Raw genomic sequence first — 16,202 nt, forward strand, 5'->3', positions numbered from 1 at the left:
GAGAAAATTATGAACAAGTTAATAAAATCGATCTTAGCTAGTGCAATGATACTAGCAGTGGGAACAACAGTCGCATCTGCCGATGTTGCAAAGGGACAAAAACTCTACCTTAAAAAACTAAAGAGTTCTTGCGACATGACTGGTGCCAAAATGGCTTCACAACACTCTCAATTTGAGTGGGAAACATTCAAAAGTGAAGGTAAATTAGCAGATGAGCTAAAGAAGATTTGTCCAAAAACTCCGAGTAAAGCTTTAAAAGACAAATATTTAGAACACTATTATGATTTCTTTTATGAATATGCCAACGATAGTGGCAATGTTCCCTCTTGCTAAAAACTAAAAACCGACTTCTATAGAGTTAAAACCTATAGAAGTTTGGCTTATGCCACAAAAAGTGGACAATGCCTATCTGGAATTACAGTTTAACACTTTCACAGCTGACTATATTTTTTAAAAGCTCACTTTTTTTGTTCAATAATCCCTTAAGATTTGTGGAACTTTACAGTTTTAACTTTTTGAACACTTTGTGGAACACGGAAAAATAATATGAGTGCTTTGTATTCTAAAAATAAGAGATTATTGGAATGTCCCCTATAAACTAGACAATTCCAAATATAGTTCTTTTTTGAACAGCTAGGGGGCTGTTCGTTCCGAAAATTCATTGCGATTTATGAAAGCAAAAACTCTTATTGTATCTCCATCAAGTTTGTAGATAATCACAAAACCTTTATGCACTAGATCCCGAATATCTTTATCATCAAAATATATTGACTTTCTATGCTTATAGGGAAAGTGTTGTATCTCTTTGCAGGTATTAATGATCTCTTTTTGAAACTTTCTAGCTGCTGAGGGTTTGTCCTCAGCAATGATTTCGACAAAGCCTTCAAGTCTATTTACAAATGCTGGTAAAAATTCAAGATTCATAACGACTTATAGTTTCATCAAGTTTGTTATCAAGTTCGTCAATTGATATTGCTTTGGAATCTGTATCTGTCAAAGATTCATAAGCTTTTGTCAAATATGTTGCTTCATCCAGGCGATTCCAATAATGTTTAGATTGCAAACGCTCATATTCATCAACACTCACAATAACAGCTTCTGGCTTATTGTTTTTCATCACAGCAACTTTATCAAGCTGATGTGAAGTTAGTTTCTCAAGGGTCATTTTAAATCCTTTGAGTAGATCAGTGACTGAGATCATCTCATCTCGTTTGTAGGCTTGCATAATAATCCTTTGAATAATTATTTATATAATTAATTGAATTATAGCATAAATTAAATTCCTAAAAAAGCTATAGTCAAAATATTAAGAGCTTCAACATCAAGCCAAAGTCTTGAAAATCAGATAGAACAGCTCAAAGCTGCAGGGTGTGAAAAGATTTTCTCAGAAAAAAGATCTGGAAAGAATGCAACAGATAGAAAAGAGTTTAGAACCATGAAAGAGTTTAGAACCATGAAAGAGTATGTACGAGAAGGTGATGTGCTATTTGTAACAAAACTAGACAGACTTGCTAGGTCTGTAATAGACTTACACAAGTTTGCAAAATACTTAGAAGATAAAGAGGTAGATTTGAAAGTTTTAAATCAGAACATTGATACTACTTCACCTGCAGGTAGACTGCTCTTTACAATGCTTGGTGCTATAGCAGAGTTTGAACGTGATTTAATCAATGAGAGAGTTAAAGAAGGAATTGCAGCTGCTAAAGCAAAAGGAATAAAGTTTGGTAGAAGTGCTATTCTCTCATATAAAGATAAAAAAGTAATATATAAACAACATCAAAAAGGAAAGTCAGTAATATGGCTATCAAACTTTTTTCATGTTGCTCGTAACACAATCTATAGAGCTATAAAAGATGTAGCTAAAAAGGAGTAGTCAATATGATTACTTCATAATGTTCCAAAATACAGCTCTATTTGGAACAATCCTTCCGTTACTAAAAATTGTTCCAAAAATAAGGGCTTGAGAAACTTAACGTTTATCATGAGCAAAAGTTTTTCCGCTAGGGTAAACTATTGGTTTGCTCGTATTTATTATAAGGTTAATACAGCTCATACTTTAGATATCTCTATAAGAATCAGTTAGAATGTAATAAAGATTCACTGCTGACCCTCTAAATTCTGTAACAGCTTTATATAGTTCTTTATCATGAGTGACTAATGTTAACTTATTTTGGATAGAAGTCTCAGCTATTAGAGCATCCCTTTCATTGTTTTTCTTTTTTTTATTTAGCTTATCCATAAATTCTTTTATCTCTGTATATAATACCCCATCGCCAAGTTTATCTGTATCTAGTCTTGAAGTATCAAAACAACATGTTTCTGTTGCTAATCGTGTAGTGTCTAAACTTGAGAATACTGCATTGAGTTTGTCTCTACGAGTAGTCTCTGATGTTTTATTAATTTCATCATATTGAACATTAGTGGCATAACAAGTAATATTCTCTTTAAAAGTATTAATATTAATCTTTCCATCTAAAATATCATTAAATATATTTGTATCAAACATACATTTCATTATTTTCCTTCTACTATTATTAAAATTTAAGTGCCAAATAGTTTAGCAAAAAAACCTTTTTTAGGCTGTTGTAGTATATCTTTTTTTGGACTGTCGTTTTTTTCAAGAATAATATTAACCAATCCAGGTGTTGAATTAAAATAGCTAATTTCATAATTACTAGTTTCAATTCCTTTTTCAAACACAAGTGGGAAAATATTATTCCATACAAAATAGTATTTTTTACATTGTTTTTCTGTTCCAAACATTTGACCAAGTGAACCACATAGAAGTGCATGTGTGATTTTTTTTCTTGCACCATTGATTTCTTTGGCTTTTTCAATTTGTTTTTTAGATAGTGTCACTAAGATTAATTTTTCTTTCAAGGTACTCTCCTGTCTTATAACGGCTGTCGTGAGCAATAATTTTCCCGCTAAGGTGAATTATTGTCTCCTCGTTCTTGTTAGTTGCTTTCTGGTAATGAGTCAAACTCACTCTTAATCCGATTTTTAGATTCTCGTTTAAAATTTTCTATTTTCATGAGGCTGAATGCATTTGGATTTTGCTCACAATGGTAATGATGATGCCTCATTCTTAATTCTTCTTTTTCCTTTGCAATATCTTCCTCAGATTTCTTTTTTCTCCCAGTCATCAGTAGCCATTGCTGATAGGCTTTCCAAAGACTGTAAGCGAGAGCAATCACTGCTATCCATGTAGGACTAAAAAACTCAAGTATTGCGATTAATGCTGGAATAAAGACCGCCCAAATCAACAATATAAACTTTAATTGCCGCATAGGCTTTATTCTTTTATGAGCATCTTTAGTTACATCTGACTGCGTTCGATAACCAATATCCGAATATACAGATAATAAGAACGTCGTATCTAATACCTCCACTGGGAACTCATCATCTTTAAGTAAATTCCAGTGTTTCTCATATTGACCATAGCGCTCAATAACTGTAAGGTGACTCGATTCTTTTTCTCTTCCTATACTAATTAAATCACCATATTCGTCAAAGGCACTTGCCATAACTGGGACTGGATATTTTTTAGCCCATTTACTTGCCTGTATTTCAAGTTGCACTATGACTTCTTTTGTATTTACAGCTCTTGGATAGTTAATATGTAGTGTCGCGAATGGAACGCTATTCATTGGAGGGTGATACTCGACGAAGAAAGTTTCATGCTTTTCTTTAACTGAATCAAAATACACTTTCTCTTTCACAGAAATTTTCCTTGTTTATGGCAACTAACTATTTATCAAACACATTATATACATAATAACCTAAAAAAACAAAAATGACTTACACATGACATGTGTGTTAATTGCCCAAAAAACTACATAACAAATACAATGTTCCTTAAGTTCAAAAACCTGTTCTTTTTAGAACAAAACATAAAACTAAAAGTGAATATCAATAAAGATTTTCGCGGTAAATTGTGAGGACTTCTATACTCTCATCTGAGATACGGTATATAATACTAAAACCTTGATACACTAATTTTCTAGTATTTGGAGCTAGTTCCGCACTGGGTCTGCCTGCTTGGGGAAAGTGGTTAAGAGTCTGGGTAATATATTGACGCAACTTTTTTATATAAGAAACTGTCGTTTTTTTTGATCCACTTTGTTGATAGATATATTCTGCTAATTCCTCAAGTCTTTGATATGCTTTTTGAGAAAAATCAATCTTCATATTTTGCTAAAACCTTCTCAAAAGCTTCTTCAATACCAATAATATCACCTCTCTCTATTTCTTTTATTGATTCTTGAACTTCGTGTTTCAAAGCAGCATGAGTTCGATTGTATTCATCAAGTGAAATTAATACAACACTTTTGTCATTTTTAGTGGTTATGATGATTTCTTCATTATTATCACATACATCATCAATCAGAGTCTTGAGATTGTTACGAGCATTTGTATAGTTTACAGCTTGCATATTAATCCTTTTGTGTGTTTATGTGACAGGTTTCTGTCATTTTAGCATATTTATTCAAAAATTTATACCTTATTCTATTTTGAGCTACATAGTAGACTTTTATATGTCATAAATAGTTCTTTTTGAAACTTTATCTATGTTTCAAGTAAAATGACAATAAGTTACTTGCATAAACTCTGAACACTCTCCTACAAAACATCAAAGACTCTTTAAAAATTTTCTCACCGCACTACTAAATCCATCTAAATTTTCTACCATGCTAACATGTCCACTTTTGCTTAGGCTAACAAGTGTTGAGTTTTTTATCTTACTTGCCATTTCTTCCATCGTCTCTTTAGGTATCACTTTGTCACTTTCTGCAGTTATCAACAAAATAGGAATATCAATCATCTGTAAACTCTCAGATGTGTCAGTTCTACTAATCATCGCCAGCAGTGCCGCTTTTATGCCTAGTGGATTAAAGTTCATGATGCCATCTTTCATTTTCTTTATTTTTAGTGGCTCTTTTTTGATAAAGTCTTCACTAAAAGCAACTGATAAAAAGCCATCTACAAAAGGTTCAACACCCTTAGCATCTATGTTTAAGATGCCAGTAGCTCTTTTTATTTTTGCTTCATCATTGTCACTGTTTGTTGCAGTATTTGCAAGTACCAAAGCCTTATAACTTTCTCTCTCATTTGCACGAAGTGCGATATAACCACCCATAGAAAACCCACAAAGTATGGGTTTTTGTAACTTTAAGCCCAAGACAACACTCTCTAAGTCTTGTACATAACTCTCCATTGTAAACTGAGCAGTTCCTACCTCAGACTTGCCAAATCCTCTAACATCATACGAGATGCAGTAGTACTCATCTTTAAACTCATTTATCACATCATCCCAAAGCGTATGATCAAAAGGAAAGCCGTGTATAAAAACTATCGCTTGATTTCTAACTTCACCAAAAGTATTGACACTTATACCCTCTATTGTTTTTTGCATCTGAGTTCCTTTTTTATATCTACATAGATTTTATCTATATAACCTAACTCTATCATAATCTTGGAGGGTTCTTAAAAAGTACAGATTATTTATACAAAAATCACTCAAGCTCCAACTGCATCAGATACATATCCTCGCCATCCAAAACACTCAAGTCTACACTTTTGCATTTTGGACAATGGTACTCGTTGCCCTCTATGGTTGACTCTTCTTGGCATCCATTACACTTGATAATAACTGGTTGGATATTTATTATAAACTCGGCTTTTTCACAAATGGTTTTCTCTTTAAAAGTGTCAAACGCAGTTCTTAAAAGTTCTGGTTCAACTCCGCTCATAACGCCTATTTTTATCACTACTTTTGTAACTTTTGTAGCTTGATTTTTCGCCGCATTTTCATCACACGAATCCAAAAGTGATTGAACTATACTATACTCATGCATCTCTTATTCCTTGATTTTATTTTTCAACCTCTTCGGTGTCTCTAAAGCACACACTTTGTGTACAAAATCATATCTTAGTTTATGAAAAGAGCTATCTTCATCCCAAAACTCTGGATGCATTGCTTTTAACTCTTGCTCTTTTTTTAGCTCCAGAGTAGAACTATTTTGAGATAGATTATCTTCTTTTTCATATAAAAAATCACTATATATTTCTTCATCTTCGCATTGTTTTTGAGCAAATGCATCTAAAGAGTCAAAATAACCATCAGCTTCAAAAACTTCATCAATCATACCAATCCCAAATGCACTATTTGCGCTTATGGGCAAGCACTCATTTAAAAGTTCTTGAGCTTTTTCCTCGCCAACTCTCTTTGGCAAGGTAAAAGTATGATATTCACTCCCACTAAGCCCCAAAGTTTTATAGTGAGGATTTAAGACAACACCCTCTTTTGCAATTACATAATCACATGCAAGTGCCAAAAACACTCCACCAGCTCCTGCATTTTTGCCCAGAGATGCGACAGTTATAACATCGTCTGCATAAAGAATAGATCTCACAAGATCGTTCATAGCATTTATATTACTCCAACCATCTTCTCCCTGCTTTTTTGAGTCTTGCAATATGTTTAGATGGATGCCATTACTAAAAAAATCAACTCCACCCATTAAAACTATAACCCTGCAACTCTCCTTTAAGTATTCAAAGGCGTATTTTAGTCTTATACATTGTTCAGAATGCATTGCACCGTTATGAAAATTAAAGTAGAGATATCCAACCTCACCGATAATTTTAGAACTTATCTCATGAAAGGTTTTCTCTCCTACCTCGCTTATTAAAGGAATGCGTATCTCTTTAACACCTATTATCTTTTCTTTTAAAACATAAGTCGAGGGAAGTTTAAAGCTACCTATCTCTTGGAGATGACTTATCCACAAAGCACCATCAACAGTTGCCACGCAAATAGCTCCATCTCTTTTGGCAATTATCTCTTTTGGCTCTCCTCGCAAGGTTTTTTCTTCATGAGCTCCAAAAAGATAACACTCAACTTCTAAAAACTCATCTCTAACACCGGGATAACTATCACTCAAATGTATCTTTTTTATAATCTCTTTTGTTGTATCTTTTTGCCAGTTTATAGCTCTATCTTCTTGTTTAAGATAAGGATGCAAGGGAGCTTCTAGTTGCTTTATGGGTTGAAAGCTCTTGTTTTGTAAGTTTTTTAAAAGCTCTAAAAGTGCTTCTATCGTAGCATCAGAGACTTCGTTTCTATAGATAGAAGCCTTATAGCTCTCTCTCATTTTAAATCTTACTTGCGCGTAGATATCTCCACCATCTAGTTCTTCATTAGCCTTAAGTATCACAACGCCCCACTCTTTCTTTTCATCTCTTAAAGCGTGGTCTAGTGAGTTATGACCTCTATCGCCTCTGATGCCAGGATGAAGTATAAAGGTAGGAACTTTTAAAAAGATATCCGCAGAGAGGTAGCTTTTGAGATATGGACAAAATATAATATCAGGCTTAAATCTCTCTATCTCTTCTAAAATCTTCCTATCATCTACAGCGTATTTAACACTAACTTCATGACGCAGATCTTGCAAAGTACAAAAAACTCTCTGAGTTAGAGAGTTAAAAGCAGATACAACTAGAAGAATTCTCATCTCTTAGCAGATCCGAGGAAGTAACTCACCACTTGGAGTCTCTAAAAACCTTGAAGTTCCCCAACTGCTTTTTAGTATAACTCTTTGCATATGAGTGTCGCTGACTTTACCAATTATGGTAGCTCTTTGACAATTCTCAAAACCTTTTAAGATCTCCACAGCCCTCTGAGCATCCTCTTTTTTTACAGCCAAAACAAAAGTACCCTCATTTGCTAAAGCAGTAGCTTCAAAGCCTAACATCTCGCAGATCCCTTTGACTTCATCGCTCACAGGAATACTCTCTTCTTCTACTTCTATACAGATATTTGACTGCTTCGCCCACTCATTTAAAACTGCACTAACTCCGCCTCTAGTAGCGTCTCTCATGGCAGTTATATTTATATTAGCGTCAAGTAGTGCTTTTACTTGTGGGTAGAGTGATTCACAATCACTCTCTAGTGAACTCTTCATCTCAATGCCCTCACGAGCGACAAAAATAGCCGCTCCATGACACCCAATATCACGATTTACTATGACGAGATCTTCCATAGTAATGTTGTTAGAACTGATCCCTTTTTTTATCACCTCACCGATCCCGCTAGTGTTTATAAAAATCTTATCAACACTACCACGAGGTACAACTTTAGTATCGCCACTTACAACCAAAGCCCCATTAACTTCAAGCTCTTTTTTCATACTTCGCACGATCTTCTCTAGATCTCTAGTAGCAAAACCCTCTTCTATAATCACACTACAAGTAAGATATTTAGGCTTTGCTCCCATCATTGCAAGGTCATTACAAGTACCACAAACAGCAAGCTTACCAATGTCTGCTCCCGCAAAAAAGAGAGGTGAGACCGTAAAACTATCAGTAGAAAATGCTAACTCGCCATCATGAATAATAGCCGCATCTTCACTTTTAGCTAAGATCTCATTGTTAAAAGCCTTATAAAAAACCTTAGAGATCAGTTCATTATTCTCTTCTCCACCATTACCCTGTGCTAAGGTTACTGTTTTAGTCATTTCATTCCCTCCTCGTTCCCACGCTCCGCGTGGGAATGCATATATAAATCACTCTCTCAATCTCAAGAATCCTATTAGTTACCACGCGGAGCGTGGGAACAAGAAACAATTTATACCAAATTCCCATACTTATAGTAAGCCGCACATGCGCCTTCACTACTTACCATACAGCTTCCAACTGGGCTTGTTGGTTTACATGCAGTTCCAAAAATTGTACACTCTGGTGGGCTTGCCATTCCTCTTAATATATCTCCGCAGATGCAAAGCTTATGATCTTCTATCTCGCCTATTGGCAAAATATCTTTGTAGATCATTTCTGCATCGTACTCTTTGAACTCATCTCTTAGTTTTAGTCCACTCTTTGGAATATTACCTAAACCTCGCCACTTAAAGAGATCTCGTTTGTTAAAATACTTATCTATCAGATTTTGTGCTTTTACATTTCCATCATAAGAGACAAGGCGTTTGTACTCAACTTCAAGAGAGCATCTATCTTCTACAAACTGCTTTACTATCATGCTTATAGCCTGCATAACATCAACTGGCTCAAATCCAGCGACCACAACAGGACGGTTATAGTCTCTTGGGAACTCTTCATAGATCTTGCTTCCACTTATTACGCTCACATGTGAGGGCCCTAAAAAAGCGTCTATTTTGTTGTTGTAACTATCGACATGCTCGTCTCTTGAGTCGATTAACTCGCGCATCACTTCAGGAACTGTTACATGGTTTATGTGAAAGTAGATATTTTTAATATCTTGCTTGATTACAGAGTCGATTAGTGCCGCTGTCATCGGTGTTGTTGTCTCAAAGCCTATAGCAAAAAAGATGACTTTCTTTGTTATATTCTCTTTAGCAATTTTTATACACTCTAGGGGCGAGTAAACAAAACGAACATCAGCGCCTTTGCTTCTTGCATCTTGTAAAGTTCCACTACTTCCTGGCACTTTTATCATATCTCCCAAAGTTACCAAGATAACATCCTCTTGCATCGCCAAAACATAAGCATGATCTATCCGCTCTTTTGGCATGATACAAACAGGGCAACCAGGACCATGAATGAACTTTATGTTTGCTGGAAGAAGTTGAGGAAGACCAAACTTCATAATTGTGTGAGTATGTCCACCACAAACCTCCATGATATTTATAGGGGTTTTTAACTTCTTAGCATCTTCTTTTATGATCTTTGCATAAGCTTTTATAGTGTTGGCATCTCTAAAATCATCATATAAGTTTACAAGTTCTAACTCCACGCTATGCTCCTCTGTTTGGACACTCATCTGCTTCTAATATGGCTTCGAGCCTATCTTCTTCATTCATGGCGGCTATGATCTCTTTGTAGAGTTCCAAACTATCTAGTGCTTCGGCTTCATCGATCTTGTTCATAACAAAACCAATGTGTAAGAGTACATAGTCACCTACTTTTATATCTTCTTCGCTCATAAGTGACAAAGAAGCATCTCTTTGTACACCCATAGTATCAACAGTTGCGATCTCGTTTTCTTTGTCTATTTTGACAACTTTACTTGGAATTGAGAGGCACATTATCTATTTCCTAATTTAAATTCTATCCAAGCCGCTACTTTTTTGATCGACTCTTCATCTTTTGTACTAACTTCTAGTATATCAACGCTCGGTTTTAGTGCTCTTGCCATCTCTTTTTCTCTTTTGATGTCATACTCAAAGTGAGGGAGTAGATCTACTTTTGTAAAGAGGATTAGATCTGCTTGGCGAAACATTACAGGATACTTTGCAATCTTATCTTCACCCTCTGGAATGCTCACAAGAACCACATTTAAGTGACTTCCAACATCATAACTTGCAGGGCAAACTAGGTTTCCAACATTTTCTACAAAACAGACATCTACACTACCCAAGTCCATATGATGAAGAGCTTTGTGAACCATAAAGGCATCAAGGTGGCAAGCTGAACCTGTCTGGATCTGATGAGCTTCAATGCCCTTTGCTTTTAGTCTATCTGCATCACGACTAGTCTCTAGATCTCCCTCAATTACATTAAATTTAAAGCTTGCCAGATCTGCTAAAGCTTCTAGGAGTGCAGTTTTTCCACTTCCTGGACTACTCATAAGGTTTATCGACAAAACATTATGCGAGTCAAAGTGTGCTCTGTTATGTTTTGCTTCATGATCATTTTTATCTAAGATTTTAGTAATAATTGAGATCGTTTTAGGATCGTTTAACTGAGGGTTATCATGTAGGTGAGCATGAGCTTCTTGATGGTCATGAGAACCCTCATGATGATGTCCATGACTCTCTCTTTGTTCTGTTATTGAGCAACCACAATCTTTACACATATTTTATATCCTTAATTTTTTTTGATAAAACATAATAAGCCTGCCCTAAAGCGATGCCACCGTCATTAATAACCGTTTCTTTTTGAGAGTAAAATTTTATATTCTCCTCTCTTAAGCCTTTACAAACAAGCTCTAAGAGTGTTTTGTTTTGAAAGACTCCGCCACTTAAAATCACTTCTAGTTTTTCGATTTTCGAGATCTCTATAATGATTTTTACTAGCGTATTTATAAGCATCGTGCTTAACTCTTTTTTATCTACTTTATACTTTAAAATGTATTCTACTACATTCATATCAACCACGCCACTCTCAATGGTGTAGTTGAAGCATTTTTTTATACTTTTGTCATAAAAACTCTCACATAAAAGTCCACTCTCTCCCTCATAGCTTATGCTTTGAGCAATGTTTGAAAATGAAGCGATAGCATCAAAAAGTCTTCCAACTGAGGAACTCTTTGGAGCATTTAGATCTTTTGTAAAACTTTGATGAAGCATCTTTATCTCATCTTTAGAAAATGCTTTTACAACATCTAAATCAAGCTTTATAATCTCATCAAAACTAAGCTCCTCTAAAAGCATACTAAGAGCAACTCTACGAGGCTCTTTTATAGCCCTCTCTCCGCCTAAAAGCTTAACCCTTTTAAAGTGGTACTTACGAGAATCTCCCACAAATATTTCTCCACCCCAAAGAGTTTTATCATCTCCATAACCAGTGCCATCAAAACTAAAACCTAAATAGTCACCAACTAGCCCAAACTCTGCCTTACAAGCATAGATATGAGCTAAATGGTGCCCAAGCTCTACTAGATCTTTATCTTGTTTTTTCGCCCACTTTGTAGTCTCATAGTTTGGATGTTTGTCGTGGACTATGAGCTCAGGTTCAAAGTCGTAAAAATTTTTAAAAGTCTCAAGTGTTCGCTCAAAGTAACCAAAAGCCTCTAATGAACCTAAATCTCCAATATGCGGAGATATTATAATATTTTCATCCATAACCAAAGCTATGGAATTTTTTTGGTTTGCTCCAACTGCCAGGATTTTCTCTGTAGATGCAAATGGAAGTTTTACAACTTTTGGAGCATATCCACGAGAAGCTCTAAGTATTTGAATCTCCTCGTCAACTACTTGAACTAAAGAGTCATCCACACCATTAATTATCTCTCTGTCAAAATCGAGTATAACATCAACAAAAGGGAGCTTTTGAACTATTGTCTCTTTATTTGTAATAATAGGCTCATCACCTAAGTTCGCACTTGTAGCAACTATTGGGTTTTGTAGATGTTCAATAAGGAGATGGTGTAAGCCACTATAAGGCAAAAAACACCCTATTTTATCTATATTTGGAGCTATGTTAAATGAGATCTCATCATCCACTTTTTTGTTTTTTTGTAAAATAACTATAGGTGCTTCTTTGGAACTTAAAAGCTCTTCTTCTTTCTCACTAACACAGGCAAAACTCTTTACTTGCTCAAGACTTTTACACATTAGGGCAAATGGTTTTGTAGGTCTGTTTTTATATGCTCGTAACTTCTTTACAACTTCATCACTGCTTGCATCACAAACTATGTGAAAACCGCCAATACCTTTTATAGCTACTATCTTGCCTTCTTTTATATAAGAAGCAACTCGTTTATAGATCTCTTGTGTCTCTATCTGAATATTATCACGGTAAAGAGATAGTTTTGGTCCGCAGTTATTGCATGAGATCGGCTGTGCATGGTAGCGTCTATCATGTGGATCTTCATAAGATTTTTGGCATTCGTTGCACATTAAGAAGCTTTGCATAGAAGTCTTTTTTCTATCATAAGGAACACCCTTTATTATGGAGTATCTAGGTCCACAATTTGTGCAGTTTGTGCCAAAGTAGTTGTAAAATCTGCCTTTGATTTTTATATCTCTTAAACAATCTTTACATATAGCAATATCACAAGCTACTTGTGCTGATTTTGAGTTTTTTGAGCTTTGTGAACTTTCTATTATTTTAAAGCTTGGTTCTTTTAGAAGAGTTATCTCTTTTTTACTTATAGAGTCAACTCTAGCAAGTGGAGGAAGATCAACTTTTAGAGATCTCTCTAGGGCATCTATATTTAAATCCTTTCCTTGAACTTGGATCTCTACCCCAGTTTCATTATTGTTAACAAAACCAACAAGATCTAGCTCAATTGCTCTTTTATAGACAAAAGGGCGAAATCCAACACCCTGAACCTGCCCTTTTATACTATAACTGAACCTTTTCAAATCAGCTCATTTCCACCATATAAAATATTTCTACCATCAATTGGCAACTCTTTGTTGAAGTATACTTTATGGTTTGCTGAGGCTTCTTTAGCTAGCTTACTAAAGAGTCCTCTATTTTGTAGTAAAGATCCAGTTACAACCACCGCGTCACTCTTCATCTCATCTTTTATCTCATCAAGCACAGAAGACAAGAACTCTACGAAACTCTCTATTACCCCAAAACAAAGTGTCAGATCATCAATTTTAGCAAGTTTAAAGCTCATTGCAGTTCTAATGCACATTAGTGGATCTAAGTAGACTTTTGAGTCAATTCTTTTTGGTTTATAGTCTATTCTAGGACCTTTTGTTCCTAAAAATAGAGTTGCATTCTCTTCTATAACTTTTGCCGCATTAAACGGTTTTTTCTCTTTTGTAAGACCTAAAACTATAGCTACGATTCCCCATAGTTTGTAAACATTAAACTCTTGTTTTTCAAAAACTATGCCCCTGATCTCGTTAAAATGTTCAGGATTACTATTTTTAAAGTTCTCTACTAGTTTTTTACCACTCTCATCTGAGGCAGTTATTTTATTAAAAACATCTTCAATTGAATCAAAGTTAAACTTAAATGAGAGATACTCAATCATCCCAAACTTTTTAGAGTAGATCAAAATGTTATTGTGGTAATCTTTACTTAAATTTATACCTGCTACAGTTTTTTCTTCTAGCTTATGCTCTTTTATTACTGAGAAAAAGGCACCAATATATGGAACTAATGCTCTGTCTTCTTTTAAATTTTCATAAGGCAGACCTTTTTGACCACTTACTATTGCTAGATGGTTATCTCCAACAACGATCTCTATAGGCTCTTGTTTCTTTGCTTGCTCGACTAACTCAAATTTCTTCTTATTAGCAACTTCATCTTTTGATATAAAAATAAGGTCTATTCCAAGTTTATTAAGTTCACAAAGAAGAAGATGCAAAACAAGATCATCTGGCATTTTAAAGCGTATAAGCTCCTTTGTTACATCTTCAAAATCCATCTTAAATTTAACATTTGTTTTTAGCTTTATAAGTGGTTTCTCTATCGCTCCAAGAGCTGCTATTTCACTATTTGTAGCGTTTGTATACTTTGCAATAGTTCCTAGATCATAACTAATGATGTCAAACTCTTTCGCACTGCAGTTTTTATCTAACTTACCAACTAAATATTTTCCATAAAATGTATTTATGCTAACACTTGAGCCCTCGCCTATCTCTTTTGCGATCTCTGTTAACTCTTCTTTATAACTCCGTGATTCACCACCTTCATCATAACCGCAAACTTCACATTCATGAAAAATATTATAGTAATTTTTATCTGACTCATCCATAACTTCAGCTAAACATTTTGGACAAAATGGCATTGAGAGTTTTGGCTTATTATCTAAAACAAGAGCTTCTTGTTCTGGCATAATTTCTACAATTTTTGCATCTGTTGCATATAAAAATATAGAGTGAGGAAGCTCTAGTGAGAGCTTCTGTGCAAAGGCTTCTAATTCATCATCACTACCCTCTACGTATAAAAAAAGTTCATCTTTATCTCTTAGCATCTTATAATCAAGTGCAAAGTTTCCTAGAGTTCTTAGTATTATCTTCTCATAGATTAAAGACGATGATAGATAATTAAATGAAAATTCCAATATCATAAACTAGCCTTTAAATATGTATATTTTGAAGCTTCTTCCAAGGTGACATCTTTCTTTTTAGTGATCTTCACTCCAAAATCTTCTATATATTTTAAAATGACTCTCTCCATAGTTATTGCTGCTTTTAAAACCTCATCAGTCATAGTAAATGTACTATTCTCACCGATAACAAAAGGAATAACTCCTACTATTTTCGTAGGAGGCAGATCTCCTAGCATCTCTATCATTTGAAGAGTTTGTAGCATCTCAACTTCGTGAGCACTTCCATTCCATGTTATAAAGTCAGGGACATCATCAAAGTCAAAATTATAAACATCTCCTATACTAGCATCCGCAACATTGACACAATCTATAAGTAAAACAGCCTCATACTCAGTAATAATAGGTATCAATCTATGAGCTAATGTTCCCCCATCAAGAACATCAACTTCATGTTCATTTGAGCTAAACTCATACTTCTCATCAAGATAATTTGCTAAATGAGCTCCAATGCCCTCATCACCAAAGAGGACATTGCCTATACCTAAGATTAAAATCTTCAAAAAGAATCCTTTTTAAAACTAATGTTTTCTTTTCCATTTATATCCACTAAATATAGCGTCAACTGTTCCCTCTTTTGAATGAATAGCGTTAAAGACAACCATATAGATATGTCCAACTACAAAGAGAATAACTCCCCACATAAGGACATGATGTAACTCTCTAACAAAAGCTACGCCACCTAGCAATGCTTCTATGTATCTCATTGGCTCATATAACAAACCACCTATCCCAGCATGATAATTGTGAACATATAATATAAGACCAGTTATGATGAGTCCAGCCATAGCTATATAAAACATTACATAAGCTAATAGTTGAATAACATTATATGCACCACTTATCTTAGGATGCTTTGTCAAAAAGAGATAGTAACCCACTTGGTTTACCCAATTTTTAAGGCAAAATATATCTTTAAAAGAGTGGACTTCCATTTTGTTTTTCTTTGCAAAAAGAAAATAGTAAGTCTTTGCTATAAACATTGATATCAGTACAAATCCAAATATCTGATGTACTGCTCTAAACTCTGCATTTAAAAAGTTTGTTGGCTCAGCGTTTACCGCAGGTATTACAAAAGGAACTGAGATATAAAACCCAGTTACAATTAAAGCGATTATACTAAATACTCTAATCCAGTGATGCCATCTATAAAATGGAGTAAACTCTATCTCCACCTCTATTTTGTCATCTACTTCTTTTTCTAATTTATCTTTACTCTGCATAATGAATCCTTAAATACTACATTCGCCGTAAAGCGGGTCAACTTTATACTCGCTAAGTTTATTGCCTTTTGTATCCATTACATGAACTGCACACGCTATACAAGGATCATAAGAGTGAATGATTCTGATTATCTCTAATGGTTGCGTCAAGTCCTCAATTTTTAGACCAACTAAGTCTGCCTCATAAGGTCCTTTTGCACCTTTTG

The 16,202-nt window shown here is 34.7% G+C and carries 21 protein-coding genes; 2 read left to right on the plus strand and 19 right to left on the minus strand.

Annotated elements, in window-relative coordinates; all coding sequences use genetic code 11:
• The first annotated feature begins 9 nt into the window (after positions 1-9).
• Entirely contained in the window at positions 10-333 is a 324-nt protein-coding gene (locus M0Q24_RS00955; RefSeq protein ID WP_295045906.1) for a cytochrome C, read from the plus strand.
• A 300-nt stretch (positions 334-633) separates the two neighbouring features.
• On the opposite strand, the gene M0Q24_RS00960 is transcribed toward M0Q24_RS00955, so the two are convergent.
• A complete protein-coding gene (locus M0Q24_RS00960; RefSeq protein WP_295045910.1) occupies positions 634-924 on the minus strand; it encodes a type II toxin-antitoxin system RelE/ParE family toxin in 291 nt (96 codons plus the stop codon).
• Positions 914-1,225, minus strand: coding sequence for a type II toxin-antitoxin system prevent-host-death family antitoxin (locus M0Q24_RS00965; protein ID WP_295045913.1), 312 nt, complete (start codon positions 1,223-1,225; stop codon positions 914-916). The genes M0Q24_RS00960 and M0Q24_RS00965 overlap by 11 nt, the downstream gene beginning before the upstream one ends.
• Before the next feature lie 78 nt (positions 1,226-1,303).
• On the opposite strand from M0Q24_RS00965, the gene M0Q24_RS00970 reads away from it, so the two are divergent.
• Positions 1,304-1,873 (plus strand): recombinase family protein, encoded by a 570-nt coding sequence (locus M0Q24_RS00970; protein ID WP_295045977.1) that lies wholly within the window; start codon positions 1,304-1,306, stop codon positions 1,871-1,873.
• 183 nt (positions 1,874-2,056) lie between these two features.
• Here M0Q24_RS00970 and M0Q24_RS00975 read toward each other — a convergent pair whose 3' ends face one another.
• The 17 genes from M0Q24_RS00975 to M0Q24_RS01055 all read right to left on the minus strand — a co-directional run.
• Positions 2,057-2,506: a PIN domain-containing protein gene (locus tag M0Q24_RS00975; RefSeq protein ID WP_295045916.1), complete on the minus strand. Its 450-nt coding sequence runs from the start codon at positions 2,504-2,506 to the stop codon at positions 2,057-2,059.
• Between the two features lie 35 nt (positions 2,507-2,541).
• Entirely contained in the window at positions 2,542-2,880 is a 339-nt protein-coding gene (locus tag M0Q24_RS00980; protein WP_295045920.1) for a hypothetical protein, read from the minus strand.
• 77 nt (positions 2,881-2,957) lie between these two features.
• The gene (locus M0Q24_RS00985) at positions 2,958-3,722 is read right to left on the minus strand and encodes a hypothetical protein (protein ID WP_295045923.1); all 765 of its coding nucleotides are present in this window, start codon (positions 3,720-3,722) and stop codon (positions 2,958-2,960) included.
• A gap of 190 nt (positions 3,723-3,912) precedes the next feature.
• Positions 3,913-4,191 carry a type II toxin-antitoxin system RelE/ParE family toxin gene (locus tag M0Q24_RS00990; RefSeq protein WP_295045926.1) on the minus strand — a complete coding sequence of 93 codons (279 nt, stop codon included), beginning with the start codon at positions 4,189-4,191 and terminating at the stop codon, positions 3,913-3,915.
• Entirely contained in the window at positions 4,181-4,435 is a 255-nt protein-coding gene (locus M0Q24_RS00995; protein WP_295045930.1) for a type II toxin-antitoxin system Phd/YefM family antitoxin, read from the minus strand. Before M0Q24_RS00995 ends, M0Q24_RS00990 begins: the two co-directional genes overlap by 11 nt.
• 198 nt (positions 4,436-4,633) lie before the next feature.
• Complete coding sequence (locus tag M0Q24_RS01000) at positions 4,634-5,416, minus strand: alpha/beta hydrolase (protein ID WP_295045936.1); 783 nt, start codon at positions 5,414-5,416, stop codon at positions 4,634-4,636.
• 100 nt (positions 5,417-5,516) lie between these two features.
• Positions 5,517-5,858: a hydrogenase maturation nickel metallochaperone HypA gene (gene hypA / locus M0Q24_RS01005; protein WP_295045939.1), complete on the minus strand. Its 342-nt coding sequence runs from the start codon at positions 5,856-5,858 to the stop codon at positions 5,517-5,519.
• Positions 5,859-5,861: 3 nt separating this feature from the next.
• On the minus strand, positions 5,862-7,517 hold the full coding sequence (locus M0Q24_RS01010) for a hydrogenase maturation protein (RefSeq protein ID WP_295045941.1): 1,656 nt from the start codon (positions 7,515-7,517) through the stop codon (positions 5,862-5,864).
• A 3-nt stretch (positions 7,518-7,520) separates the two neighbouring features.
• On the minus strand, positions 7,521-8,519 hold the full coding sequence (gene hypE, locus M0Q24_RS01015; protein WP_295045944.1) for a hydrogenase expression/formation protein HypE: 999 nt from the start codon (positions 8,517-8,519) through the stop codon (positions 7,521-7,523).
• A 110-nt stretch (positions 8,520-8,629) separates the two neighbouring features.
• The gene (gene hypD, locus M0Q24_RS01020; RefSeq protein ID WP_295045947.1) at positions 8,630-9,799 is read right to left on the minus strand and encodes a hydrogenase formation protein HypD; all 1,170 of its coding nucleotides are present in this window, start codon (positions 9,797-9,799) and stop codon (positions 8,630-8,632) included.
• Complete coding sequence (locus tag M0Q24_RS01025) at positions 9,774-10,064, minus strand: HypC/HybG/HupF family hydrogenase formation chaperone (RefSeq protein WP_295045950.1); 291 nt, start codon at positions 10,062-10,064, stop codon at positions 9,774-9,776. The genes hypD and M0Q24_RS01025 overlap by 26 nt, the downstream gene beginning before the upstream one ends.
• A complete protein-coding gene (hypB, locus tag M0Q24_RS01030) occupies positions 10,064-10,834 on the minus strand; it encodes a hydrogenase nickel incorporation protein HypB (RefSeq protein ID WP_295045953.1) in 771 nt (256 codons plus the stop codon). Before hypB ends, M0Q24_RS01025 begins: the two co-directional genes overlap by 1 nt.
• Positions 10,827-13,067: a carbamoyltransferase HypF gene (hypF, locus tag M0Q24_RS01035; protein WP_295045956.1), complete on the minus strand. Its 2,241-nt coding sequence runs from the start codon at positions 13,065-13,067 to the stop codon at positions 10,827-10,829. The genes hypB and hypF overlap by 8 nt, the downstream gene beginning before the upstream one ends.
• Complete coding sequence (locus M0Q24_RS01040) at positions 13,064-14,734, minus strand: hydrogenase (protein ID WP_295045960.1); 1,671 nt, start codon at positions 14,732-14,734, stop codon at positions 13,064-13,066. Before M0Q24_RS01040 ends, hypF begins: the two co-directional genes overlap by 4 nt.
• Positions 14,731-15,276: a HyaD/HybD family hydrogenase maturation endopeptidase gene (locus M0Q24_RS01045; protein WP_295045963.1), complete on the minus strand. Its 546-nt coding sequence runs from the start codon at positions 15,274-15,276 to the stop codon at positions 14,731-14,733. Before M0Q24_RS01045 ends, M0Q24_RS01040 begins: the two co-directional genes overlap by 4 nt.
• A gap of 18 nt (positions 15,277-15,294) precedes the next feature.
• Positions 15,295-15,996 carry a Ni/Fe-hydrogenase, b-type cytochrome subunit gene (cybH, locus tag M0Q24_RS01050; RefSeq protein WP_295045965.1) on the minus strand — a complete coding sequence of 234 codons (702 nt, stop codon included), beginning with the start codon at positions 15,994-15,996 and terminating at the stop codon, positions 15,295-15,297.
• A gap of 9 nt (positions 15,997-16,005) precedes the next feature.
• A partial coding sequence (locus M0Q24_RS01055) for a nickel-dependent hydrogenase large subunit (RefSeq protein WP_295045966.1) occupies positions 16,006-16,202 on the minus strand: 197 nt, incomplete at its 5' end.

The sequence above is a fragment of the Sulfurimonas sp. genome (assembly GCF_023228785.1).
Taxonomy (GTDB): domain Bacteria; phylum Campylobacterota; class Campylobacteria; order Campylobacterales; family Sulfurimonadaceae; genus Sulfurimonas.

Coding starts and splice junctions, on each gene's coding strand:
- M0Q24_RS00955 (WP_295045906.1), top strand. CDS start 10: ATGAACAAGTTAATAAAATCGATCTTAGCTAGTGCAATGATACTAGCA.
- M0Q24_RS00960 (WP_295045910.1), bottom strand. CDS start 924: ATGAATCTTGAATTTTTACCAGCATTTGTAAATAGACTTGAAGGCTTT.
- M0Q24_RS00965 (WP_295045913.1), bottom strand. CDS start 1,225: ATGCAAGCCTACAAACGAGATGAGATGATCTCAGTCACTGATCTACTC.
- M0Q24_RS00975 (WP_295045916.1), bottom strand. CDS start 2,506: ATGTTTGATACAAATATATTTAATGATATTTTAGATGGAAAGATTAAT.
- M0Q24_RS00990 (WP_295045926.1), bottom strand. CDS start 4,191: ATGAAGATTGATTTTTCTCAAAAAGCATATCAAAGACTTGAGGAATTA.
- M0Q24_RS00995 (WP_295045930.1), bottom strand. CDS start 4,435: ATGCAAGCTGTAAACTATACAAATGCTCGTAACAATCTCAAGACTCTG.
- M0Q24_RS01000 (WP_295045936.1), bottom strand. CDS start 5,416: ATGCAAAAAACAATAGAGGGTATAAGTGTCAATACTTTTGGTGAAGTT.
- hypA (WP_295045939.1), bottom strand. CDS start 5,858: ATGCATGAGTATAGTATAGTTCAATCACTTTTGGATTCGTGTGATGAA.
- M0Q24_RS01010 (WP_295045941.1), bottom strand. CDS start 7,517: ATGAGAATTCTTCTAGTTGTATCTGCTTTTAACTCTCTAACTCAGAGA.
- hypE (WP_295045944.1), bottom strand. CDS start 8,519: ATGACTAAAACAGTAACCTTAGCACAGGGTAATGGTGGAGAAGAGAAT.
- hypD (WP_295045947.1), bottom strand. CDS start 9,799: ATGAGTGTCCAAACAGAGGAGCATAGCGTGGAGTTAGAACTTGTAAAC.
- M0Q24_RS01025 (WP_295045950.1), bottom strand. CDS start 10,064: ATGTGCCTCTCAATTCCAAGTAAAGTTGTCAAAATAGACAAAGAAAAC.
- hypB (WP_295045953.1), bottom strand. CDS start 10,834: ATGTGTAAAGATTGTGGTTGCTCAATAACAGAACAAAGAGAGAGTCAT.
- M0Q24_RS01040 (WP_295045960.1), bottom strand. CDS start 14,734: ATGATATTGGAATTTTCATTTAATTATCTATCATCGTCTTTAATCTAT.
- cybH (WP_295045965.1), bottom strand. CDS start 15,996: ATGCAGAGTAAAGATAAATTAGAAAAAGAAGTAGATGACAAAATAGAG.